Source organism: Paraburkholderia sp. PAMB 6770 (genome assembly GCF_057748135.1).
On sequence record NZ_CM173238.1, the window covers coordinates 1188418 to 1211601 of the forward strand.

Annotated in this window: 23 protein-coding genes; 19 read left to right on the forward strand and 4 right to left on the reverse strand. The window is 67.2% G+C overall.

Annotated features, from left to right (window positions below; translation table 11 throughout):
• Positions 1 to 41 precede the first annotated feature (41 nt).
• The 4 genes from pyrG (at position 42) to ftsB (ending at position 4632) form a co-directional block, all read left to right on the forward strand.
• A complete protein-coding gene (pyrG, locus tag AC3AP7_RS05475) occupies positions 42 to 1703 on the forward strand; it encodes a CTP synthase (protein ID WP_475764670.1) in 1662 nt (553 codons plus the stop codon).
• Positions 1700 to 2554 carry a 3-deoxy-8-phosphooctulonate synthase gene (gene kdsA, locus AC3AP7_RS05480; protein ID WP_475764669.1) on the forward strand — a complete coding sequence of 285 codons (855 nt, stop codon included), beginning with the start codon at positions 1700 to 1702 and terminating at the stop codon, positions 2552 to 2554. Before pyrG ends, kdsA begins: the two co-directional genes overlap by 4 nt.
• A gap of 165 nt (positions 2555 to 2719) precedes the next feature.
• Positions 2720 to 4003 (forward strand): phosphopyruvate hydratase, encoded by a 1284-nt coding sequence (gene eno / locus AC3AP7_RS05485; RefSeq protein ID WP_475764668.1) that lies wholly within the window; start codon positions 2720 to 2722, stop codon positions 4001 to 4003.
• A gap of 164 nt (positions 4004 to 4167) precedes the next feature.
• Positions 4168 to 4632: a cell division protein FtsB gene (gene ftsB, locus AC3AP7_RS05490; RefSeq protein ID WP_475764667.1), complete on the forward strand. Its 465-nt coding sequence runs from the start codon at positions 4168 to 4170 to the stop codon at positions 4630 to 4632.
• 97 nt (positions 4633 to 4729) lie between these two features.
• Here the strand turns inward: ftsB and AC3AP7_RS05495 are convergent, their stop codons facing one another.
• From AC3AP7_RS05495 to AC3AP7_RS05505, 3 genes are all read right to left on the reverse strand, one after another.
• Positions 4730 to 5098 carry a hypothetical protein gene (locus tag AC3AP7_RS05495; protein WP_475764666.1) on the reverse strand — a complete coding sequence of 123 codons (369 nt, stop codon included), beginning with the start codon at positions 5096 to 5098 and terminating at the stop codon, positions 4730 to 4732.
• 73 nt (positions 5099 to 5171) lie between these two features.
• Positions 5172 to 6122 (reverse strand): Hsp33 family molecular chaperone HslO, encoded by a 951-nt coding sequence (hslO, locus tag AC3AP7_RS05500; protein WP_475764665.1) that lies wholly within the window; start codon positions 6120 to 6122, stop codon positions 5172 to 5174.
• Between the two features lie 64 nt (positions 6123 to 6186).
• Entirely contained in the window at positions 6187 to 6711 is a 525-nt protein-coding gene (locus AC3AP7_RS05505; protein WP_475764664.1) for a gamma carbonic anhydrase family protein, read from the reverse strand.
• 366 nt (positions 6712 to 7077) lie between these two features.
• Here AC3AP7_RS05505 and AC3AP7_RS05510 point away from each other — a divergent pair, with 366 nt between their 5' ends.
• The 10 genes from AC3AP7_RS05510 (at position 7078) to AC3AP7_RS05555 (ending at position 16273) form a co-directional block, all read left to right on the forward strand.
• Positions 7078 to 7992, forward strand: coding sequence for a ferritin-like domain-containing protein (locus AC3AP7_RS05510; RefSeq protein WP_475764663.1), 915 nt, complete (start codon positions 7078 to 7080; stop codon positions 7990 to 7992).
• Between the two features lie 118 nt (positions 7993 to 8110).
• Positions 8111 to 9001 carry an alpha/beta fold hydrolase gene (locus AC3AP7_RS05515; RefSeq protein ID WP_475764662.1) on the forward strand — a complete coding sequence of 297 codons (891 nt, stop codon included), beginning with the start codon at positions 8111 to 8113 and terminating at the stop codon, positions 8999 to 9001.
• Positions 9002 to 9081: 80 nt separating this feature from the next.
• On the forward strand, positions 9082 to 9912 hold the full coding sequence (locus tag AC3AP7_RS05520) for a 3',5'-nucleoside bisphosphate phosphatase (RefSeq protein ID WP_475764661.1): 831 nt from the start codon (positions 9082 to 9084) through the stop codon (positions 9910 to 9912).
• Positions 9913 to 9973: 61 nt separating this feature from the next.
• Positions 9974 to 10609 (forward strand): L-threonylcarbamoyladenylate synthase, encoded by a 636-nt coding sequence (locus tag AC3AP7_RS05525; protein ID WP_475764660.1) that lies wholly within the window; start codon positions 9974 to 9976, stop codon positions 10607 to 10609.
• Between the two features lie 106 nt (positions 10610 to 10715).
• Positions 10716 to 11381: a site-2 protease family protein gene (locus AC3AP7_RS05530; RefSeq protein WP_475764659.1), complete on the forward strand. Its 666-nt coding sequence runs from the start codon at positions 10716 to 10718 to the stop codon at positions 11379 to 11381.
• A 4-nt stretch (positions 11382 to 11385) separates the two neighbouring features.
• Positions 11386 to 12588, forward strand: a complete 1203-nt coding sequence (locus AC3AP7_RS05535; protein ID WP_475764658.1) for a tryptophan--tRNA ligase — start codon at positions 11386 to 11388, stop codon at positions 12586 to 12588.
• Positions 12589 to 12637: 49 nt separating this feature from the next.
• Positions 12638 to 13264 carry a class I SAM-dependent methyltransferase gene (locus AC3AP7_RS05540; protein WP_475764657.1) on the forward strand — a complete coding sequence of 209 codons (627 nt, stop codon included), beginning with the start codon at positions 12638 to 12640 and terminating at the stop codon, positions 13262 to 13264.
• 42 nt (positions 13265 to 13306) lie between these two features.
• Complete coding sequence (gene dapA / locus AC3AP7_RS05545) at positions 13307 to 14233, forward strand: 4-hydroxy-tetrahydrodipicolinate synthase (RefSeq protein ID WP_475764656.1); 927 nt, start codon at positions 13307 to 13309, stop codon at positions 14231 to 14233.
• Positions 14234 to 14337: 104 nt separating this feature from the next.
• Positions 14338 to 15477 (forward strand): NlpB/DapX family lipoprotein, encoded by a 1140-nt coding sequence (gene bamC, locus AC3AP7_RS05550; protein ID WP_475764655.1) that lies wholly within the window; start codon positions 14338 to 14340, stop codon positions 15475 to 15477.
• A 13-nt stretch (positions 15478 to 15490) separates the two neighbouring features.
• Positions 15491 to 16273 (forward strand): MBL fold metallo-hydrolase, encoded by a 783-nt coding sequence (locus AC3AP7_RS05555; protein WP_475764654.1) that lies wholly within the window; start codon positions 15491 to 15493, stop codon positions 16271 to 16273.
• A gap of 181 nt (positions 16274 to 16454) precedes the next feature.
• Here AC3AP7_RS05555 and AC3AP7_RS05560 read toward each other — a convergent pair whose 3' ends face one another.
• Positions 16455 to 17150, reverse strand: a complete 696-nt coding sequence (locus tag AC3AP7_RS05560; protein WP_475764653.1) for a Bax inhibitor-1/YccA family protein — start codon at positions 17148 to 17150, stop codon at positions 16455 to 16457.
• A 252-nt stretch (positions 17151 to 17402) separates the two neighbouring features.
• Here AC3AP7_RS05560 and ndk point away from each other — a divergent pair, with 252 nt between their 5' ends.
• The 5 genes from ndk to hisS all read left to right on the forward strand — a co-directional run bounded on the left by ndk (position 17403) and on the right by hisS (position 23130).
• Positions 17403 to 17828, forward strand: a complete 426-nt coding sequence (gene ndk / locus AC3AP7_RS05565) for a nucleoside-diphosphate kinase (protein ID WP_475764652.1) — start codon at positions 17403 to 17405, stop codon at positions 17826 to 17828.
• A 107-nt stretch (positions 17829 to 17935) separates the two neighbouring features.
• A complete protein-coding gene (gene rlmN, locus AC3AP7_RS05570; protein WP_475764651.1) occupies positions 17936 to 19069 on the forward strand; it encodes a dual-specificity RNA methyltransferase RlmN in 1134 nt (377 codons plus the stop codon).
• 193 nt (positions 19070 to 19262) lie between these two features.
• The gene (locus AC3AP7_RS05575) at positions 19263 to 20369 is read left to right on the forward strand and encodes a helix-turn-helix domain-containing protein (protein WP_475764650.1); all 1107 of its coding nucleotides are present in this window, start codon (positions 19263 to 19265) and stop codon (positions 20367 to 20369) included.
• Positions 20370 to 20463: 94 nt separating this feature from the next.
• Positions 20464 to 21768, forward strand: a complete 1305-nt coding sequence (gene ispG, locus AC3AP7_RS05580; RefSeq protein ID WP_475764649.1) for a flavodoxin-dependent (E)-4-hydroxy-3-methylbut-2-enyl-diphosphate synthase — start codon at positions 20464 to 20466, stop codon at positions 21766 to 21768.
• Positions 21769 to 21789: 21 nt separating this feature from the next.
• Positions 21790 to 23130 carry a histidine--tRNA ligase gene (hisS, locus tag AC3AP7_RS05585; protein ID WP_475764648.1) on the forward strand — a complete coding sequence of 447 codons (1341 nt, stop codon included), beginning with the start codon at positions 21790 to 21792 and terminating at the stop codon, positions 23128 to 23130.
• The last annotated feature ends 54 nt before the right edge of the window (positions 23131 to 23184 follow it).

The window sequence follows — 23184 nt, forward strand, 5'->3', positions numbered from 1 at the left end:
CTCTTTACGGTATAATCCGTTTTTCCCGCGAGCATCCTGCGATGACCAAATATGTTTTCGTCACCGGCGGCGTAGTGTCTTCCCTCGGCAAGGGTATTGCCGCCGCTTCTCTCGCCGCGATCCTCGAGTCGCGCGGTCTCAAAGTCACCCTCCTCAAGCTCGATCCCTACATCAACGTCGACCCCGGCACGATGAGTCCGTTTCAGCACGGCGAAGTGTTCGTGACGGAGGACGGCGCGGAGACCGATCTCGACCTCGGCCACTACGAGCGCTTCATCAGCACGAAGATGCGCAAGGCCAACAACTTCACGACCGGGCAGATCTACGAATCGGTGATCCGCAAGGAGCGCCGCGGCGACTACCTGGGCAAGACCGTGCAGGTGATTCCGCACATCACGAACGAGATCCAGGCCTTCATCGAGCGTGGCGCCGCGTCGGCGACCTGCGGCGAGCCGGATGTCGCGATCGTCGAAGTGGGCGGCACCGTCGGCGACATCGAATCGCTGCCGTTTCTCGAAGCCGCGCGTCAGATGAGCCTGCGGCTCGGCCGCAACAGCGCGTGCTTCGTGCATCTCACGCTGGTGCCGTGGGTTGCCACCGCCGGCGAGCTGAAAACCAAGCCGACGCAGCACAGCGTGCAGAAGCTGCGCGAGATCGGCATTTCGCCGCACGTGCTGCTGTGCCGTGCAGACCGCCGCATTCCGGACGACGAGCGCGCGAAGATTTCGTTGTTCTCGAACGTGCCCGAAGACGCGGTCATCTCCGTGTGGGACGCGGACAGCATCTACAAGATTCCGCAGATGCTGCACGACCAGGGCATGGACGCGATCATCTGCGACGAGCTGAAGATCAGCGCGAAGCCGGCCGATCTGTCGATGTGGTCGGATCTCGTCCACCGGCTCGAGCACCCGAAGCACGAGGTCGCGATCGGCATGGTCGGCAAGTACGTCGAGCTGACCGAATCGTACAAGTCGCTGATCGAGGCGCTGCGCCATGCGTCGATCCACACGTCGACGCGCGTGAATATCGAATACATCGACTCCGAGGAGATCGAGGCGCACGGTGTCGAAAGCCTGCGGCATCTCGATGCGGTGCTGGTGCCGGGCGGCTTCGGCCGTCGCGGCACCGAGGGCAAGATCGCCGCAATCCGTTACGCGCGCGAGGCGAAGGTGCCGTATCTGGGCATCTGCCTCGGCATGCAGCTCGCAGTGATCGAGTTCGCGCGCGACGTCGTCGGCCTCGCGAACGCGAACAGCACCGAGTTCGATCCGGACACCGAAAACCGCGTGGTCGCGCTGATCACCGAGTGGTACGACCGCGACGGCCGCGTCGAAAAGCGCACCGAGGAATCCGACCTGGGCGGCACGATGCGCCTTGGCTCGCAGCGTTGCCCGATCAAGCCCGGCACGATGGCCGAGCAGATCTACGGCAAGGACGTGAACGAGCGCCACCGGCACCGTTACGAGGTGAACAACCGCTTCGTGCCGCAGCTCGAAGCGGCGGGACTCGTCATCAGCGCGCGCACGCCGAGCGAAGATCTGCCGGAAATGATGGAACTGCCGCGCGACATGCATCCGTGGTTCGTCGGCGTGCAGTTCCACCCGGAATTCACGTCCACGCCGCGCGACGGCCACCCGCTGTTCAAGTCGTTCGTCGAAGCGGCGCTTGCGCATCAGCAGTCGCCCGTCGAGGAGAAAGCATGAAACTGGGCGATTTCGAAGTCGGGCTCGACAAGCCGTTTTTCCTGATCGCGGGCACCTGTGTCGTCGAATCGGAGCAGATGACCATCGACACCGCCGGCGCGCTGAAGGAAATTTGCGCGAAGCTCGAGATTCCGTTCATCTACAAATCGTCCTACGACAAGGCCAATCGCAGCAGCGGCACGTCGTTTCGCGGGCTCGGCATGGACGAGGGCCTGCGCATCCTGTCCGAAGTGCGCCGCCAGACCGGCGTGCCGGTGCTGACCGACGTGCATTCGGAGGAGGAGATCGCACCGGTCGCCGCGGTGGTCGACGTGCTGCAGACGCCCGCGTTTCTGTGCCGCCAGACCGACTTCATTCATGCGTGCGCGCGCTCGGGCAAGCCGGTCAACATCAAGAAAGGCCAGTTCCTCGCGCCGCACGACATGAAGAACGTGATCGACAAGGCGCGGGCGGCCGCGCGCGAGGCGGGGCTTTCGGAAGACCGCTTCCTCGCGTGCGAGCGCGGCGTGTCGTTCGGCTATAACAATCTCGTATCGGACATGCGGTCGCTCGCGATCATGCGCGAGACCGGCGCGCCTGTCGTGTTCGATGCGACCCACTCGGTGCAGTTGCCGGGTGGCCAGGGCACCAGTTCGGGTGGCCAGCGCGAATTCGTGCCGGTCCTCGCACGCGCCGCCGTTGCAACGGGCGTGGCAGGGCTCTTCATGGAAACCCATCCGGATCCGGCGCAAGCCCGCTCGGACGGTCCCAATGCCGTGCCGCTGCGCCGCATGGCCGACCTGCTCGAGATGCTCGTGACGCTCGACCGGGCCGTGAAGCGCACGCCGTTCCTCGAAAACGACTTCAACTGATGCCGCGCGCGGCATGCCGTCCGGCGGGGCACCGCCGCACCGGCTTGCTGCGCCCGGCGCCGTCCGGGCTTCAGGGGTTGTCGAAAGTGTCCGGCGCGAAGGCGGCGCCTGGTGAGCCGGACACCGTTTCACTGCAAGCATCCAACGTCATATCTTGAGGAAACCATGAGTGCTATCGTAGATATCATCGGTCGGGAGATTCTCGATTCGCGAGGCAACCCCACCGTCGAATGCGACGTGCTGCTCGAATCGGGCACGATGGGCCGCGCCGCGGTGCCGTCGGGTGCATCGACGGGTTCGCGCGAAGCGATCGAACTGCGCGACGGCGAAGCCGGCCGCTACAACGGCAAGGGCGTGTTGAAGGCGGTCGAGCACATCAATACCGAGATTTCCGAAGCGATCATGGGCCTTGACGCGTCGGAGCAGGCGTTCCTCGACAAGACCCTGCTCGAACTCGACGGCACCGAGAACAAGTCGCGCCTCGGCGCGAATGCGATGCTGGCGGTGTCGATGGCCGTCGCGAAGGCGGCCGCCGAGGAAGCCGGCCTGCCGCTGTACCGCTACTTCGGCGGCTCGGGCGCGATGCAGCTGCCGGTGCCGATGATGAACATCGTCAACGGCGGCGCGCACGCGAACAACAGCCTGGACATCCAGGAATTCATGATCGTGCCGGTCAGCCAGCCGACTTTCCGCGAAGCGCTGCGCTGCGGCGCCGAAGTGTTCCATGCGCTGAAGAAGATCCTGTCGGACCGCGGGATGAGCACCGCCGTGGGTGACGAAGGCGGCTTCGCGCCGAATTTCGGCAGCAACGACGAATGCCTGTCGACGATCCTGCAGGCGATCGAAAAAGCCGGCTATCGCGCCGGTGAAGACGTGCTGCTCGCGCTCGACTGCGCGGCGAGCGAGTTCTACCACGACGGCAAGTACCAGCTCGCGGGCGAAGGCCTGCAACTGTCGTCGGCCGAGTTCACCGATTACCTCGCGACGCTCGCCGACAAGTTCCCGATCGTGTCGATCGAAGACGGCATGCACGAGAGCGACTGGGACGGCTGGAAGCTGCTGACCGACCGCCTCGGCAAGAAGATCCAGCTGGTGGGCGACGACCTGTTCGTCACGAACACGCGCATCCTGAAGGAAGGGATCGAAAAGGGCATTGCGAACTCGATCCTGATCAAGATCAACCAGATCGGCACGCTGACGGAAACCTTCGCCGCGATCGAGATGGCCAAGCGCGCCGGCTACACGGCCGTGATCTCGCACCGCTCGGGCGAAACGGAAGATTCGACGATTGCCGATATCGCCGTGGGTCTGAACGCGGGGCAGATCAAGACGGGTTCGCTGTCGCGCAGCGACCGGATCTCCAAATACAATCAGCTGCTGCGTATCGAAGAGGATCTCGGCGACATTGCCAGCTACCCCGGCAAGTCGACGTTCTACAATCTGCGTTGACGATCGTCATGGCCGTCAAGCCGGTCAGCCGTCATGTCTGATTCAGTCCGCCGCCCTGCGTATAGCGCAGGGCGGCGCGTATTGAGCCGCCGGACCGGGCGCGCGGCGCGCCGGGTCCGGAAAGAGCGGCCGGCCTCGTGTTTTCCTGAGAGTGTGCTTATTTCATGCGGCTTGTCACTGGTGTCCTGATCCTGCTGCTGGTGTTGATCCAGTACCCGCTCTGGTGGGGGCACGGCGGCTGGCTGAGCGTTCATCAGTTGCAGGAACGGCTCGCGCAGCAGATGCAGAAGAACGCCGACGAAAAGCTGCGTAACGAGCGCATCGCAGGCGAGGTGCAGGATCTGCAGAACGGCACGTCGGCCGTCGAGGAGCGTGCGCGCTACGAAATGGGCATGATCAAGGACGGCGAGGTGTTCGTGCAGTTCGTTTCGCCGAACGCGCCGATTCCGTCGCCTCCCGCCGACGTCCCGAGCATGATGGCCAAACCCGGCGACATGTCCGCGGCCCCGGTGCGGGTCGTGCCGAATCCGCCGCCCAGCCAGAGCATGCTGCGCCGGCTCGCTCGCGAGAAAGCCGAGAAGCAGAAGCGCGCGGAGCGGCGCACGAAGGAAAAAACGGCCGCGCGATAACGCGTGACGGGCCACAAAAAAGCGCGGCATGGCCGCGCTTTTTCTTTGCGGGTTGCACGGCCGCGAGCCGACCCCGGCCCGCGGCGCGGCGACGCGCCTACCAGCCCGGGTAGTAACCGTATCCGACTGTCCAGCCGGGCGTCCAGCTGCCGTAGCCATAACCGTAGTACGGCGCCGGCGGCGGCGTGTAGTAGCGGGACCAGGCCTGGGCGGCCGCGTCCGCGGCGAATGCCTGGTTCTGGTCGGTCATCACCTGTTTGTCGATGGCCGCGTATTGCTTGCGTTCGGCCTCGGTGAGCGGTCGCTGGCCGTCGGGCAGGCCCGATTGCGCGGCCGGCAGCCGGCTGTAGATGGGCGCCGGACCGCGCGGGTCCAGCGTGCAGCCGGCGCTCGCCGCGATGCCGGCCGCGAGCGCGACCGCAAACGCGGCGCGCACGCCACGGCTGCACGGGGAAAGAGAGGACATGTCGGAATCTCCGTCTGTTTTTGTCGGTGCGGGCCATAGGCCAGCAAGCACGCAGCGGGTTTCGCTGCGACGCTCAGTGACGCTGCCCGTCAGCGGGCGTGATGCCCTGTGAGAGTTCGTGGACCGCGAAAAGTTGCGCGACGTCGACCGGGTCGAACTCGTAGCGCTGATTGCAGAATTCGCAGTGGATCTCCACATGGCCGCGCTCCGCGAGCACGCCGTCGACTTCGTCGCGGCCCAGCATCTTCAGCATCGCACCGACCTTTTCGCGCGAGCACGAGCATTCGAAACGCGCCTTGGCCGGCTCGAAATGCTGCACCTTCTCCTGCCAGAAGAGGCGCCGGAACAGCGTCTCCGGCTCCTGCTGCAGCAGCTCGTCGCGCGAGAGCGTGCCGCCGAGCGTGCACACACGCGCCCACGTGTCGGCGTCGAGTTCGCCCGGATGCGGGACGATGCCGCCGTCGCCGGGCAGTTTTTGCAGCAGCATGCCGACGGCGCGCTCGGCGTCCGCGGCGAGCCAGAGGCGCGTGTCGAGCTGCTCCGAATGATGCATGTAATGCTCGATCACGTCCGAGAGCGCCGGCAGGGGGCCGTCGAATCCGGACAGCGGCACGATGCCCTGATACGGCTGCTGGCCCGGCTGCTTGTCGCGCGGGTCGAGCGTGATCACGCAGCGGCCGTGGCCGCTCGCGTTGACGAGTTCGACGAGCGTCGCGTCGTCGCGGATCGTGTGGTGCGACTCGCCGGAGAACTTCGCGGTCGCGCGCATCGACAGATCGGAGTTGCACTGCACGACCAGCATCCTGACCGGGCCGTCGCCGAAAATCTGCATCACGAGCGTGCCGTCGAACTTCAGGTTGGCCGACAGCAGTGCGCAGGCCGCCATCATTTCGCCCAGGATCGTGCGCACCGGGGCGGGGTAAGCGCGGCGATTCAGCACTTCCTGCCACGTGTTGCGCAACGAGACGATCTCGCCGCGCACCGGCGCCGCGCTGAACATGAATTTTTGCAACTGGTCGTTCACAACATTTCCTCGATCGAATCGCGCAGCCTGGTGCTGCGCATGCGCAGCGTGCGCAACGGCCGTATCAGCCGATGCGCACGAGCTGCGCCTTGAAATACGCCCGCCGTTCCGCGTAACCGGCGGCGTTCCTGAGCAATCCGGCGATTTCGGCCTCGCTCAGCTCGCGCACGGCTTTGGCCGGTGCGCCGAGAATCAGCGAGTTGTCCGGGAACACCTTGCCCTCGGTGACCACCGCGCCCGCCGCAACCAGACAGTTGCGGCCGATCACCGCGCCGTTCAGGACCACCGCCTGAATGCCGATCAGCGAGCCTTCGCGGATCGTGCAGCCGTGCAGCATCGCCTGATGGCCGACGGTCACGTTGTCCTCGATCGCCAACGGGTAGCCGGGGTCCGCATGCAGCACCGCGCCCTCCTGGATGTTGCTGCCCGCGCCCACCGTGATCGGCTCGTTGTCGCCGCGAATCGTTGCGCCGAACCATACGCTGGCGTTTTCGCCGAGCGCGACGTTACCGATGATCGCCGCGCTGTCGGCGACGAATACGCTTTCGTGGATGGTCGGGGCGGCTTCGCCCAGTTTATAGATCGTCACAGTGTCTCCGGGAAAGGAATGGCGCGTTCGCACGGTCCGGCAGGCGCGTCGCAAGGCCGAATAGCGTATTGTAAACGGTTGTCCGCGGCCGCCGTTGCGCGAGGCCCCGGGGGTCCCCGTTCCCGGGGCGGCATGGGCGCTGCTTTCGCTTCTGCTTTTGTGCTTGCTGTTGCGCTTCTGTTTGCACGCCGTCCGCGGCGGCACGCTCCTCCCGCCGCTTGCTGAAGGGCTTGCTGACGGGCTTGCCGACCGATTTGCCGCCCCCGATTTGCCGACTGATTTGCCGCCCCCGATTTGCCGACTGAGTTGCCGACTGAGTTGCCGACTGAGTTGCCGACTGATTTGCTGACTGCCCCGATCGATCCGATGACTGCCGCCGGTGCCTCTTCGTCCGCCGATTCCCAATGCGCGCGCCGCCGCGCGCTGGTCGCGCTGCGCGAGCGCGCGCCGAGCGCGAAGGCGGAGGCGGCGCGCGCGCTGTACGCGGCGGTGCGCGCCGGACAGGCCGTCTGCGACAGCGCGGCGCACATCGACGAGCCACCAGATCTGCCCGGGCGGCCCGCGCGGCCGGAGCTGGTCGAGCCGCGCCGGCTCGGCCGGCGCAGCATGCAGTCGGCCGAGGGGCGCGCGGTGCTGCTGCACGCGCTCGCCCACATCGAATTCAATGCGATCAATCTAGCGCTCGATGCGGTCTGGCGCTTCGCCGGCATGCCGGCCGCGTTCTACGCGGACTGGCTGAAAGTGGCGGCGGAGGAGGCCCATCACTTCACGCTGCTCACGCAGCGGCTCGCGCAGTTCGGCCACGCATACGGCGATTTTCCGGCGCATGACGGGCTATGGGACATGTGCGAGCGCACCCGCGACGACGTGCTCGCGCGCATGGCGCTTGTGCCGCGCACGCTGGAGGCGCGCGGGCTCGACGCGTCGCCGCCGATCCGCGCGCGGCTGCAGCAGGCGGGTGACCACGCATCGGCGGCGATTCTCGATGTCATCCTGCGCGACGAGATTGGCCATGTGCTGATCGGCAACCGCTGGTTCCGCCATCTGTGCGTCGAGCGCGCGCTGGATCCGATCCCGACTTATGCGGCGCTTGCCGACCAGTATCGCGCGCCGCGGCTGCGCGGGCCCTTCAATTTCGACGCCCGCCGCGACGCCGGCTTCGACGCGACAGAACTGGCCGCGCTCGCGGCGCTCGATACCCCGGATAGCCCGGATAGCCCGGATAGCCCGGATACCCCGGATACCCCGGATACCCCGGATACCCCCGCGACCGGCACCTGAGCGGGCATCGCCGCGGCCCGCGCCGCGGCTACGCAAACGGCCGCCGACGCACCGACCCCCGCGCCGACATGATCCCGCTATAATCGAACGATCATTCTTTTTTATGCGCGGTGTGTCCATGAATCCAGCCGAATCCGTGTCCGATTTCGTCACCGTGCGCGGCGTGCGCCTGCATGTGCGGCGCTGGGGCAATCCCGCGGCGCCCGCGCTCTTCATGCTGCACGGCTGGATGGACGTCGCGGCGTCCTTCCAGTTCGTCGTCGACGAACTGGGGGGCGACTGGCACGTCATCGCGCCGGACGCGCGCGGCTTCGGGCTGTCCGACTGGCCGGCGGCCGCGCGCGGCGGCGGCAGCTACTGGTTCCAGGAATACCTCGCCGACCTCGACGCCCTGCTGGACCACTACGCGCCGCACGGCGAGGTCAACCTGATCGGCCATAGCATGGGGGCGAACGTCGTGTGCCTGTACGCGGGGGTGCGCCCGGAGCGCGTGCGGCGGGTCGTCGATCTCGAAGGCTTCGGCCTTGCGGCGGCCCGCGCGAGCCAGTCGCCGCGTCGGCTGCGCGCATGGCTCGACGAACTGCGCGAGCCGCCGCGGCTGCGCGGCTATGCGTCGCTCGACGAGGTGGCCGCGCGGCTGGTGAAGACCAATCCCCGCCTCGCATCCGCGCGAGCGCGTTTTCTCGCGCAGCACTGGGCGAGGCCGGACGGCGAGGGCGGCTTCCAGCTGCTTGCCGATCCCGCGCACAAGGTGCACGGCCCGATGCTGTACCGCCTCGACGAAGTGATGGCCGTATGGGCCTGCGTGCGCGCGAAGGTGCTGCACGTCGAGGCGGCCGGCTCGCCGACGCTCGCGCAGATTGCCGGCGACGAGCCGCTCGCCGTGTTCAAGGCGCGCTTTCGCGCGTTTGCGGACTGGCGCGAGAAGATCGTCGACGAGGCCGGCCACATGGTGCATCACGATCAGCCTGCCCAGGTCGCCGCGCTGATCGAGGCGTTCTGCGCGTAACGGGCGGCGCGCCGCACCGCGGGGTCTGCCGGGGCTGGTGCATTGCAGTAGAATGGCTGCTGAATCTTTTCAGAACAACGATGAACGCCGATCTGCATTGTCACTCGACCGTTTCGGACGGCCAGTTCGCGCCGGCCGACGTCGCACGCCGCGCGTACGCGCACGGCGTCACGCTCTGGGCGCTGACCGACCACGATCAGGTGGGCGGGCAGCGCGAGGCGCGGGCGGCGGCCGAGGCGCTCGGCATGCGGTATCTGGCAGGCGTCGAAATTTCGGTCACATGGGCGGCGCGCACGGTGCACGTGGTCGGACTGAATATCGATCCGGACTGCGCGGCGCTGGTCGACGGCCTCGAGCGTACGCGCAGCGGCCGGGGCGCGCGCGGCGAAGCGATCGGCGAGCGGCTCGCCACGCTGGGCGTGCCCGGCGCGTTCGAGGGCGCGCTGCGCTACGTGAGCGACCCGGAGATGATTTCGCGGACCCACTTCGCCCGTTTCATCGTCGAGCAGGGCTACGCGGCCACCGCGCAGGAAGCGTTCGACCGTTATCTGGGCGACGGCAAGCCGGGTTACGTCGGCCACCGCTGGGCGAAGCTGGCGGACGCGGTACGCTGGATCCGGACCGCGGGCGGCGAGGCGGTGATTGCCCATCCGGGCCGCTACCGGTACACGCCGCTCGAATTCGATGCACTCTTTGCCGAGTTTATCGAGCTGGGCGGCCGGGCGATCGAGGTGGTGACCGGCAGTCATACGCCGGACCAGTATCGCGAATACGCGGACGTGGCGCGCCGCTTCGGCTTCGAGGCGTCGCGCGGCTCCGATTTCCATGCGGCGGGCGAGGGGCGGGTCGAGCTGGGCAGCCTGCCGCCGCTGCCGTCCGATCTGCAGCCGGTCTGGGAACGCTGGCTTTGAGCTTCCCGCGCGGCGCCCGCGCGCTCGCGCGCCGGACGGTCTGACCTCTCGGCACATCACCATGTCGCAATTCTTTCGGCTTCACCCGGACAATCCGCAGGCGCGCCTCGTCAAGCAGGCGGCGCAGATCGTCCGCGACGGCGGGGTGGTCGCGCTGCCGACCGATTCGAGCTACGCGCTCGCCTGCCACCTCGACGACAAGGCCGCGGTCGAACGGCTGCGCCGCATCCGCGCACTCGACGAACGGCAACTGCTGTCGCTGCTGGTGCGCGATCTGTCCGAGCTCGCCACCTTTGCGATGGTCGACAACCGCCAATACCGGCTGATCCGTTCGGTGACGCCCGGGCCCTACGTGTTCGTGCTGCAGGCGACGCGGGAGGTGCCGCGGCGCCTGTCGCATCCGTCGCGCAAGACGATCGGCCTGCGTGTGCCCGATCATCCGATTCCGCGGGCCATTCTCGCCGAGCTCGGCCAGCCGATGCTCGGCACTACCCTGATCCTGCCCGGCGAGACGCAGCCGCTGAACGACGCCGAGGAAATCCGCGCCCGTCTGGAAAAGCAGGTCGATCTCGTGATCGACGGCGGCGCTTGCCCGTGCGAGCCGTCCACCGTCGTGGATCTGAGCGGTCCCGAGCCGGTGCTGGTGCGCGCGGGACGCGGCAGCCTCGCGCCGTTCGGGCTGGAGCAGCCCGCATGAGCCAGAGCGGTCAAAGCGGCCGGAGCGGCCAGAGCGGCCAGAGCGGCCGGGGGCGCGCACCGATGCACGTGGGCGCGCTGTTAACGCGTTGTTACAATAGCGCGCTATGAACGCTTCCCTGATCCAGACCATTACGGTCTACGCGCTGCCGGTGATCTTCGCGATCACGCTGCACGAGGCCGCCCACGGTTACGTCGCGCGCCTGCTCGGCGACAACACGGCCTACCTGCTCGGGCGCGTGTCGTTCAACCCGATACGCCATATCGACCCGCTCGGCACGATCGCGATTCCGCTGCTGCTCTATTTCGCCACCGGCGGCGCATTCATGTTCGGCTACGCGAAGCCGGTGCCGGTCGCCTTCGGCAATCTGCGCAATCCGCGCTGGGGCACGTTCTGGGTCGCGCTCGCGGGGCCACTGTGCAATTTCGTGCAGGCGCTCGTGTGGGGGCTGGCGAGCGTCGCGCTCGTGCTGCTGTCTATCGACGAGCCGTTTTTCACGCGGATGGCCGCGGCCGGTGTCGGCGTCAATCTGGTGCTCGGCGTGATCAACCTGTTTCCGCTGCCGCCGCTCGACGGCGGCCGGGTGCTCACCGCGCTGCTGCCGCCGCGCCCGGCGTTCGCGCTCGCGCGGCTCGAGCCCTACGGCTTTTTCATCGTGATGCTGCTGGTCATCTCGGGGCTGCTCACGCGCTACTGGCTGATCCCGCTGGTGCAACTCGGCTATGTCGCGGTGAACGCGATCCTGACCCCTCTCGTCTCGCTCTTTCAATAACACCATGTTCCCTGACCGTATCTTCTCCGGCATGCGGCCCACCGGCTCGCTGCACCTTGGCCACTATCACGGCGTGCTGAAAAACTGGGTGCGGCTGCAGTCCGAGTACCCGTGCTTTTTCTGCGTGGTCGACTGGCATGCGCTGACGACCCACTACGAGACGCCCGAGGTGATCGAAAAGAACGTCTGGGAAGTGCTGATCGACTGGCTGGCGTCCGGCATCGACCCGGCGCAGGCGACGCTGTTCATCCAGAGCCGCGTGCCCGAGCACGCGGAGCTTGCGCTGCTGCTCGGCATGAGCACGCCGCTTGGCTGGCTCGAACGCGTGCCGACCTACAAGGAGCAGATGGAAAAGCTGAAGGACAAGGATCTGTCGACTTACGGCTTCCTCGGCTACCCGGTCCTGATGGCCGCCGACATCCTGCTGTACCGCGGCTCGCTCGTGCCGGTCGGCGAGGATCAGGTGCCGCACGTCGAGATGACGCGCGAGATCGCGCGGCGCTTCAACTACCTGTACGGCCGCGAGCCCGGCTTCGAGGAGAAGGCGCTCGAAGCCGCGAAGAAGCTCGGCGGCAAGCGCTCGAAGCTGTACCACGAGCTGCGCGTCGCGTACCAGCAGGAGGGCGACGACGAGGCGCTCGAGCAGGCGCGCGCGATGCTGCAGGAGTCGCAGAGCCTGTCGATGAGCGACCGCGAGCGCCTGTTCGGCTACCTCGAAGGATCGCGCAAGATCATCCTCGTCGAGCCGCAGGCGATGCTGACCGAGGCGTCGCGGATGCCGGGCCTCGACGGCCAGAAGATGTCGAAGTCCTACGGCAACACGATCGGCCTGCGCGAAGACGCGGAAACGATCACCCGCAAGGTCCGCACGATGCCGACCGACCCTGCGCGCGTGCGCCGCACGGACCCCGGCGACCCGGACAAGTGCCCGGTGTGGCAGCTGCACCAGGTCTACACGGACGAAGCGACGCACGACTGGGTGCAGAAGGGCTGCCGCTCGGCGGGGATCGGCTGCCTCGAATGCAAGCAGCCGGTCATCGAAGGGATCCTGCGCGAGCAGCAGCCGATGCTCGAACGGGCGCAGAAGTACATGGACGATCCCTCGCTGCTGCGCGCGATCGTAGCCGACGGCTGCGACAAGGCGCGCAGGTTCGCGACCGAGACGATGCGCGACGTGCGCGAGGCGATGGGCCTCTCGTACAACTGATGCGGCACGCAGCGCGGAGCGGGACGATGGCGCGGGCGGCGGAGGGCGCATGAGCGAAGCACATCCGCTTTCGCCTCCGCACACGGGTCCGGCGCCCGCCGGCGAGCCGTCCGGCTGGGTGCGCCGCTGGGCGCAGTTGCTCGCGCCGGGCGGCGCGGTGCTCGACGTCGCGGCCGGCGCCGGCCGTCACGCGCGCTGGCTTGCCGCGCGGGGCCACCCCGTGACCGCGCTCGACCGCGACGAGACGGCGCTCGCGGCGTGCGCGGCGTTCGATGTGCAGCCGCGCATCGCGGCCGTGCACGCCGACCTCGAAGGCGCGCCTTGGCCGCTCGCGCCGTCCGCGCGGTTTGCCGCGGTGGTGGTCACGAACTACCTGCACCGGCCGCTTTTTCCGCACCTGGTCGACGCGCTCGCGCCGGGGGGCATGCTGATCTACGAGACCTTCGCACGCGGCAACGAGGCGTTCGGCAAGCCATCGAATCCGGCCTTCCTGCTCATGCCGGGCGAACTGCTCGACGCGGTGCGCGGGCGCCTCAGGGTGCTCGCGTACGAGGACGGCTTTGTCGCGCAGCCGCGGCCCGCCTGCGTGCAGCGGATCTGCGCGGTGCGCGACATGCCGGCCGGCGACGAGCCGGGAGAAAGGTTGGCCGGGCGATTTTACGAGTTGGCCTGCTAATCCGCTACAATCGCGGTTTACCGATCAAACTCCTGGCGTTTCATGACTAACGGTATTGGTATTCAAGGCGGCACGTCGGGCAGCGGCCCGAAGTTTCGCGGCAGCATGCCTGCCATCATCACCCCGATGCTCGAAGACGGAAGTCTCGATCTGCCCGCGTTCCGCCAACTGATCGACTGGCATATCGAAGAGGGCACGGATGCGCTCGTCGTGGTCGGCACGAGCGGCGAGTCGGCCACGCTGTCGGTCGAGGAGCACGTGCTGATGATCCGGACCGCGGTCGAGCACACGGCCGGGCGTATTCCGGTGATCGCGGGCGCGGGCGGCAATTCGACCACCGAGGCGATCGACCTCACGCGCGAGGCGAAAGCGGTCGGCGCGAACGCCACGCTGCAGGTGGTGCCGTACTACAACAAGCCGACCCAGGAAGGGATCTACCGCCACTTCTCGAAGATCGCCGAGGCGGTGGATCTGCCGGTGATCCTGTACAACGTGCCGGGCCGCACCGTGGCGGACATGTCGAACGAAACGATCCTGCGCTGCGCGCAGGTGCCGGGCATCGTCGGCGTGAAGGAGGCGACCGGCAACATCGATCGCGCCGCGCATCTGATCAAGGCCGCGCCGGCCCATTTCGGCATCTACAGCGGCGACGACCCGACGGCGATCGCGCTGATGCTGCTCGGCGGCCACGGCAACATCTCGGTGACCGCGAACGTCGCGCCGCGTCTGATGAGCCGGCTGTGCCGGGCGGCGCTCGACGGCGACGCGAAGACCGCGCGCGAGATTCATCTGAAACTCCTGTCGCTGCACAAGAACCTTTTCATCGAGTCGAATCCGATTCCGGCGAAATGGGCGCTGCAGCAACTGGGACGCGTGCAGGGCGGCATCCGCCTGCCGCTCACCCCGCTCGACGCGCGCTACCACGAGGCGGTGCGTGGCGCATTGCGCGAAGCGGAACTCCTCGGCTGAGTGATGCTGGCGCAGAATCGCCCGCCACCGGCAATTTCCAATCGACGTCGATAGCGCCCCGGCACAGGACGAGGCTCCGCGTTCCAGGTTCACGAAGGACCCCCATGAAACGTTCCGCACTTCCCCTCCACGCAACCCGCATGGCGGCGCTGGCGCTTGCGCTGGTCACGCTCGCCGGTTGTGATACGTTGAACGACTGGTTTGCGTCGGACCGCGTCAACTACAAGGACACCAGCACGGCGCCGCCGCTGAAGGTGCCGAGCGACCTGCAGGCCGCGCAGGGGCCGAAGCCGCAATACGTGGCGCCGCCCACCACCGTTGTGCTGGGCAACGCGCCCAAGCGTATCGAGACGCAGGCCGGCAACGCGGTCGAAGGCGTGCCGAGCGCGCAGGATCCGCTCGGCATGCACGTCGAGCGCGACGGCGACCACCGCTGGCTCGTCGTCGACGGCCGCACGCCCGAGCAATTGTGGCCGCAGCTCGAATCGTTCTGGCAGGACAACGGCTTCGTGCTGAAGACCGATGCGCCGGCCACCGGCATCATGCAGACGGACTGGGCGGAAAATCGCGCGAACATTCCGGACGACTGGTTCCGCCGCACGATCGGCAAGGTGATCGACTTCGCGTATTCGTCGGGCACGCGCGACCGTTTCCGCACGCTCGTCACGCGCGGCGCGCAGGATTCGACCGACATTTCGATCACGCATAGCGCGCTCGAAGAGGTGCTGACGGGTCAGGACAAGACGTCGTCGCGCTGGGTCGAGCGCCCGCGCAACCCGGCTCTCGAAGCGCTGTTCCTGGCGAAGCTGATGGAGAAGTTCGGCCTGACCGATGCGCAGGCGAAGCAGCTGCTGGTCGATGCGCGTCCGGCGACTGCGCCGGTGACGGTCGACATCGCAGACGGCGCGGCGACGCTCGATCTGCAGGAGCCGTTCGATCTCGCGTGGCTGCGCGTCGGTCTCGCGCTCGACCGGACGAACTTCGCGGTGGACAACCAGGACCGCGCGAAAGGCATCTATTACGTGCGTTACGCGGACTCGGCGGCGGAGCTGAAGAAGGAGGGGCTGCTCGGGCGCCTCTTTGGCGGCAGCAAGCCGAAGAAGCCGGGCCAGGAGTTTCTCGTGAACGTGCGCCAGAAGAGCGATACCGTGACGCAGGTCGCGGTGCTCGACGCGAACGGACAGGTCGATACGTCGGCGAACGCGCAGCATATCGTGTCGCTGCTGCATTCGCAGCTGAACTGACGCTGCGAGCCCCGTGCGGTTCGCGAGTCTCGGAAGCGGTAGCGAAGGCAACGCGCTGCTGGTCGAAGCGCACGGCGGCGGCGCGGGCGGCACGACGACGCGCGTGCTGCTCGACTGCGGTTTTTCGGCCCGCGAGGTGGAGCGCCGTCTGCAGCGCCTGGGGGTGGGTGTCGAGGCGCTCGACGCCATTCTGATCACCCACGAGCATACCGATCACATCGGCAGCGCGCTGACGCTCGCGCGCAAGGCGTCGATTCCGCTTTACATGAGCTGGGGCACCGCGCGCGCGGTCGGCGCCGACGAAGCCGGTGTCGCGTTGCACGTGCTGTGGGGCGACGAGGCGGTCGCGATCGGCGACCTGAGCGTGCTGCCGTACACGGTGCCGCACGATGCGCGCGAACCGCTCCAGTACGTGTTTTCCGACGGCGCGGCGCGGCTTGGCGTGCTGACCGACGTCGGTACGTCGACGCCGCACATCAGCGCGGTATTGAGCGGCTGCGACGCGCTCGTGCTCGAATGCAACCACGACCGGCAGATGCTGGCCGCGAGCCGCTACCCGCCGTCGCTGAAGGCGCGCATCGGCGGCAGCCACGGCCATCTGAACAACGACGCCGCGGCGGACATCCTGGCGTCGCTCGACCGCTCGCGGCTGCGCCACCTCGTTGCCGCCCATCTGAGTCAGCAGAACAATACGCCGGCGCTTGCGCAGGCGGCGCTTGCCGCCGTGCTCGGCGCGGCGGCGGCGGACGTGCGGGTCGCGTCCCAGGATGACGGCTTTGACTGGCTGAGTCTGTAGGCGCTTTGCCCGGGGCTGCCTGCGTTCGCCGGGCCGGCCCTCGTGTTTTTTACCGCACCCAAAACCAGAACGCCCATGACCGGGGGGCGGTCATGGGCGTTCTGTCGTTCTGTCATCCGGTGCGACCTGGTGTGACCCGGCGCAGGCAGGCCGAGCGGCATCGCGCCGCACGGCCTGGGAATCAGTTGCGGTTGCCGCCGAGCACGCCGAGCAGCGCGAGCAGGTTCACGAACACGTTGTACAGGTCGAGATAGATCGCGAGCGTTGCCGTGATGTAATTGGTTTCGCCGCCATTCACGACGCGCTGCACGTCGAACAGCATGTACGCCGAGAAGATGGCGATGGCGAGCACCGACACCGTCAGCATCAGCGCCGGCAGATGCAGGAACATGTTCGCGACCATCGCGAGCAGCAGCACGATCACGCCGACGAACAGCCACTTGCCGAGGCCCGAGAAGTCGCGCTTGCTGACGGTGGCGATCGTGGCCATGGCGGCGAAGATCACGCCGGTGCCGCCGAACGCGAGCATGATCAGCGACGGGCCGTTCGACAGGCCGAGGATGAAGCTGAGCAGGCGCGACAGCATCAGGCCCATGAAGAACGTGAAGCCGAGCAGCACGACCACGCCCGCGCCGCTATTCTTGGTGCGCTCGATCGCGAACATGAAGCCGAAGGCGATTGCGAAGAACGCCAGCATGCTCATGACCGGGCTCGTGGCGGCGAACAGCGAGAAGCCGGTCGCGACGCCGACCCAGGCGCCGAGCACGGTCGGCACCATGGAGAGCGCGAGCAGCCAGTAGGTGTTGCGCAGCACGCGGTTGCGGGATTCGGCTGCAACGGCGCCGTTGCGGCCAAAACTGTACGGATGATCGTTCATGGTTTCTCCTTGCGTCAGGCGCATGATTCGCCGTGGTTGTTTCAGTGCGACCCGCATTGTGACGCCGGCCGGCTGATCTGTACATTTCTAAGATTAACGCTGCGGTGCGGAGTTTCAATACTCCGCGACAGCTTGCCCGGTATCTGCTTTGAGTCTTTCGGTGTGTAAGGGTTCAATCGCAAAGACCACTGGGAACATGCTACAATAGCGGATTCATTTAAATCTGTAACCTCTTAATTTTCTGGAGTTTTTATGGCGATCGAACGCACCCTGTCGATTATCAAGCCTGATGCCGTGGCGAAGAACGTGATCGGGCAGATCTACAGCCGCTTCGAGAACGCGGGCCTGAAGATCGTCGCTGCCCGCATGGTCCACCTGTCGCGCGCGGACGCGGAGAAGTTCTACGCAGTGCACGCCGCGCGTCCGTTCTTCAAGGACCTCGTCGAATTCATGATCTCGGGCCCGGTGATGGTACAGGCGCTCGAAGGCGAAGGCGCGATCCTGAAGAATCGCGAACTGATGGGCGCAACGGATCCGAAGAAGGCCGAGAAGGGCACGATCCGCGCTGACTTCGCCGACAGCATCGACGCGAACGCGGTGCACGGCTCGGACGCGGCGGAAACGGCGGCGGTCGAGATCGCGTTCTTCTTCCCGGAAGTCAACGTCTACTCGCGCTAAGCGCGGCACGGGGCAACCGGCCGCACGGCAACAGGCGCGAGTGCGGCCCGCGTCCACGCGCCCCGGCGCGCGAACGCGGGTTTCGCACCGAACTGGCAGGATTCGACATGACGAGCAGTCCAACCGTCAACCTTCTCGATCTCGACGCCGAGGGGCTTGTCGCGTACTGCGGCAGCCTCGGCGAGAAGCCGTTTCGCGCAAGGCAGCTGCAGCGCTGGATCCACCAGTACAACGCCGCCGACTTCGACGGCATGACCGATCTCGCGAAGTCGCTGCGCGAGAAGCTGAAAGGGCGCGCCACGCTGGCGATGCCCGCGATCGCGAGCGACCACGTGTCGGCTGACGGCACGCGCAAGTGGCTCATCGACGTCGGCAACGGCAACGCGGTCGAAACCGTGTTCATCCCCGAGGAAACCCGCGGCACGCTGTGCGTGTCGTCGCAGGCGGGCTGCGCGGTCAATTGCCGCTTCTGCTCGACCGGCAAGCAGGGCTTTTCGCGCAATCTGACGACCGGCGAGATCGTCGGCCAGCTGCGCATGGCCGAGTTCGCGCTGCGAGCCGCCCGCGGCGATGCGCCGCAAGGCCGGGGCGAGCGCGTCGTCACGAACGTCGTGATGATGGGCATGGGCGAGCCGCTGCTCAATTACGACGCGGTCGTGCCGGCGATGCGCCTGATGCTCGACGACAACGCGTACGGCCTGTCGCGCCGGCGCGTGACCCTGTCCACCTCCGGCGTCGTGCCGATGATGGACCGGCTCGGCGCCGAGTTGCCGGTCGCGCTCGCGGTATCGCTGCACGCGCCGGCCGACGCGCTGCGCGACGTGCTGGTGCCGCTGAACCGCAAATATCCGCTGCGCGAACTGATGGCCGCGTGCAAGCGCTACCTGGCGGTGGCGCCGCGCGATTTCATCACGTTCGAGTACTGCATGCTCGACGGCGTGAACGACAGCGAGGCGCAGGCGCGCGAGCTGCTTGCGCTCACGCGCGACGTGCCGTGCAAGTTCAATCTGATCCCGTTCAATCCGTTCCCGGAATCGGGGCTGGTGCGCTCGAAGTCCGAGCAGATCCGGCGGTTTGCGCAGGTGCTGATGGATGCGGGCGTCGTCACGACGATCCGCAAGACCCGGGGCGACGACATCGACGCGGCGTGCGGTCAGCTCGCGGGCGCGGTCAAGGACCGCACGCGCCTTGCCGAGCGCACGGAACGGGCCGCGAAGGTGATCGAGGTCCGGCCGGTGTAAATGCCGCGCGGGTCCGTGCGCGCCGCGTGCGTGCACGTCGCGGCAGCGCCGGTGCAGAAAGGTAACTGTGAGAAGCGATCGGAAGCGGCACACGATGCCGCGCATTTTGTTATAAACGGTCTGCGAAGCCGGTGTGTGCAAAATATCCGCCGGATCGCCAGAGTGAAAAAGAATCGACGCGAAAGGATTTGGCATGAGTGAGCCGCAGCACCCGCACCCGCAGGATCCAGGGACCCACGAAGGTCATCCGGCGCCCGCAGCCGCACGTCCCGCGGCGCAGCCGGCTGCACAGACGGGGTTGGACTCGCTGGCGGCGGTCGGTGCGCGTCTCGCCCAGCTGCGCGAAGCGAAAAACTGGTCGCTCGACGACGTATCGGCCCGCCTGAAAGTGTCGTCCGCGAAGCTGCGCGCGCTGGAGGCCGGCGACGTCAGCCAGTTGCCGGACACGACGTTCGCGCTAGGTGTCGTGCGCAGCTACGCGAAGATGCTCGGCGCCGATCCGGCGCCGTTCACGCAGGCGCTGCGCCGTGTGCAGGGCGTGCCCGAGCCGGATCTGTCGATGCCGGCCTCGGCGGGCACCGACCTGCCGCGCGGACGCGTGTCGCTGTCGCTCGGCGGCGGGCAGAAGCATCGCTCGTGGCTCTGGGGCATTGCGGCGGTGGTGGTCGCGGTGATCGCGCTCGGCATGTGGCGCACCAACGGCGGCGAATCGGCTGCCTGGTTCGAGCGCCTGCGCGCGAGCGCGAGCGGGGCGGCCGGCGAGAGTCACGGCGCGTCGGGCGCGGTCGGACAGGCGCCCGCGGCAGGCTCCTCTGCCGAGGCCGCTGCGGCTGCCGGGGCGTCCGCACCGGGCGCGAGCGATGCGCTCGTGCCGCAAGCCCAGCCGGCAGCCTCGGCAAGCGGTGCGGCGGCGCAGGGCGCCGACACGGTGGCGGCGGCGGCCTCGGCGGCGCAAACGGCCGCGCCGCTTGCGGCCAGCGCGCCGGCAGGCGTTGCGGGCGCGAGCAGCGCGGGTGCGGCGAGTGCCGCGGCCGCGGCGGCGGCTTCCGCCGGTGCGGCGACCATCGTGCTGCACGTGTCGCAGGACAGCTGGTTCAGCGTTCGCCAGCAGGACGGCAAGGAGGTGTTTTCCGGCCTCGTGCACGCCGGCGACGCGAAGGAAATTTCCGGTACGCCGCCGTTCAAGGTGACGGTCGGCAACAAGGCGGGGCTCGATTCGATGACGTACGACGGCCAGCCGGTCGACGCGTCGAAATATGCCTCGGCCAGAGGCAACGTGGCGCGCTTCACGCTGCCCTGATACGGACAGTCTGCGCCGCGGCTCCGGTCGCGGCATTTTTTTCAATGGCTTGTGCCGCAGGCGCGGCACAGCCGGTGCACAGGTGAGTGTTTCGATGCAATCCGAAGCTCAATCTCCATCCACGAGTCAGATCTGCTCGAACGAGCCGGTGTTCGGCGGCCACGCGCCGCGGCGCAAGTCGCACGCGGTCGACGTGCGCTGGGGCGGCCAGCTCGTGACGATCGGCGGCGACGCGCCGGTGCGCGTGCAGTCGATGACGAATACCGATACCGCGGACGCGATCGGCACCGCGATCCAGATCAAGGAGCTCGCGCAGGCCGGCTCGGAACTCGTGCGGATCACCGTCAATACGCCGGAGGCCGCCGCGGCGGTGCCGGCGATCCGCGAGCAGCTCGACCGCATGGGCGTGACGGTGCCGCTCGTCGGCGACTTTCACTACAACGGGCATCTGTTGCTGCGCGACTATCCCGCCTGTGCCGAGACGCTGTCGAAGTACCGGATCAATCCGGGCAACGTCGGCCAGGGGGCGAAGCGCGACACCCAGTTCGCGCAGATGATCGAAGCTGCGGCGCGCTATGACAAGCCGGTGCGCATCGGCGTGAACTGGGGCAGCCTCGACCAGGATCTGCTCGCGCGGATGATGGACGAGAACGCCGCGCGCGCGCAGCCATGGGAAGCGCAGAGCGTGATGTACGAGGCGCTGATCCAGTCCGCGATCGGCTCGGCCGAACGCGCGGTCGAACTCGGCCTCGGGCGCGACCGCATCATTCTTTCGTGCAAGGTGAGCGGCGTGCAGGATCTGATCGCCGTGTACCGGGAACTCGCGCGCCGCTGCGATTTCGCGCTGCATCTCGGCCTGACCGAGGCGGGCATGGGGTCGAAGGGCATCGTCGCGTCGACGGCGGCGCTGTCGGTGCTGCTGCAGCAGGGTATCGGCGACACGATCCGCATCTCGCTCACGCCGGAGCCGGGCGCGTCGCGCACCGGCGAAGTGGTGGTCGGCCAGGAGATCCTGCAGACCATGGGTCTGCGCTCGTTCACGCCGATGGTGATCGCGTGCCCGGGCTGCGGCCGGACCACCAGCACGCTGTTCCAGGAGCTCGCGTCGCAGATCCAGACCTATCTGCGCCAGCAGATGCCGGTGTGGCGCGACCAGTATCCGGGCGTCGAGAAGATGCACGTCGCGGTGATGGGCTGCATCGTCAACGGGCCCGGCGAGTCGAAGCACGCGAACATCGGCATCAGCCTGCCGGGCTCCGGCGAGAACCCGGCTGCGCCGGTGTTCATCGACGGCGAGAAGGTGAAAACGCTGCGCGGCGAGCATATCGCCGCGGAATTCCAGCAAATTGTGAGCGACTATGTCGAGCGCACGTATGGGCGCGCGGCCGCGCTCAATTGAAGACACGTCGATCGTAACCAGATGACTGAACAGAAAAAGAAGCTCGAGAAGTTGTCCGGCGTGAAGGGCATGAACGATGTCCTGCCGCAGGAAGCCGGCTTGTGGGAGTTCTTCGAATCGACCGTCCGGTCGATGCTGCGCGCCTATGGATATCAGAATATCCGTACGCCGATTGTCGAGCATACGCAGCTGTTCACGCGCGGTATCGGTGAAGTGACTGACATCGTCGAAAAGGAGATGTACAGCTTCACCGACGCGCTGAACGGCGAGCACCTGACATTGCGGCCCGAAAACACCGCGGCGGTCGTGCGCGCGTCGATCGAGCACAACCTGCTGTACGACGGTCCGAAGCGCCTCTGGTATATCGGCCCGATGTTCCGTCACGAACGGCCGCAGCGGGGCCGCTATCGCCAGTTCCATCAGGTCGGCGTCGAGGCGCTCGGCTTCGCCGGTCCCGACACGGACGCGGAAATCATCATGATGTGCCAGCGCCTGTGGGACGACCTCGGTCTCACCGGGATCCGCCTCGAGATCAACTCGCTCGGCCTCGCGGAGGAGCGCGCTGCGCATCGCGTCAAGCTGATCGAATATCTCGAGCAGCACGTCGACGCGCTCGACGAGGACGCGAAGCGCCGCCTCTATACGAACCCGCTGCGCGTGCTCGATACGAAGAATCCCGCGCTGCAGGAGATCGCGCAGAACGCGCCGAAGCTGATCGACTTCCTCGGCGACGCGTCGCGCGCGCATTTCGAAGGATTGCAGCGCATCCTGAAGGCGAACAACCTGCCGTTCACGATCAATCCGCGCCTCGTGCGCGGCCTCGACTACTACAATCTGACCGTGTTCGAGTGGGTGACCGACCGGCTCGGCGCGCAGGGCACGGTCGCCGCAGGCGGACGCTACGATCCGCTCATCGAGCAGCTCGGCGGCAAGCCGAGCGCCGCGTGCGGCTGGGCGATGGGCGTCGAGCGTATTCTGGAGCTGCTGAAGGACGCGCAGCTCGTGCCGCAGGACGAGGGCTGCGACGTCTACGTCGTGCATCAGGGCGAGGCCGCGCGCGAGCAGGCTTTCGTGATCGCCGAGCGCCTGCGCGACACCGGCCTCGACGTGATCCTGCATTGCAGCCCGGACGGCCAGCCGGCGAGCTTCAAGTCGCAGATGAAGCGCGCCGACGCGAGCGGCGCCGCGTTCGCGGTGGTCCTCGGCGACGACGAAATCGCGCAGGGCACCGTCGGCGTGAAGGCGTTGCGCGGGGCCGGTGAAAACGGCGAAAAGGGTGCGCAACAGAATGTGCCGGCCGCGGACTTGACCGAATTTCTGATCAATGCGATGGTTGCATCCGCCGAAGACGGCGACGACTGAGCCCCAGGGTCGTCGGCCATGCGGTTCGACGCCCGCCATGAAATAGAAGAGAAG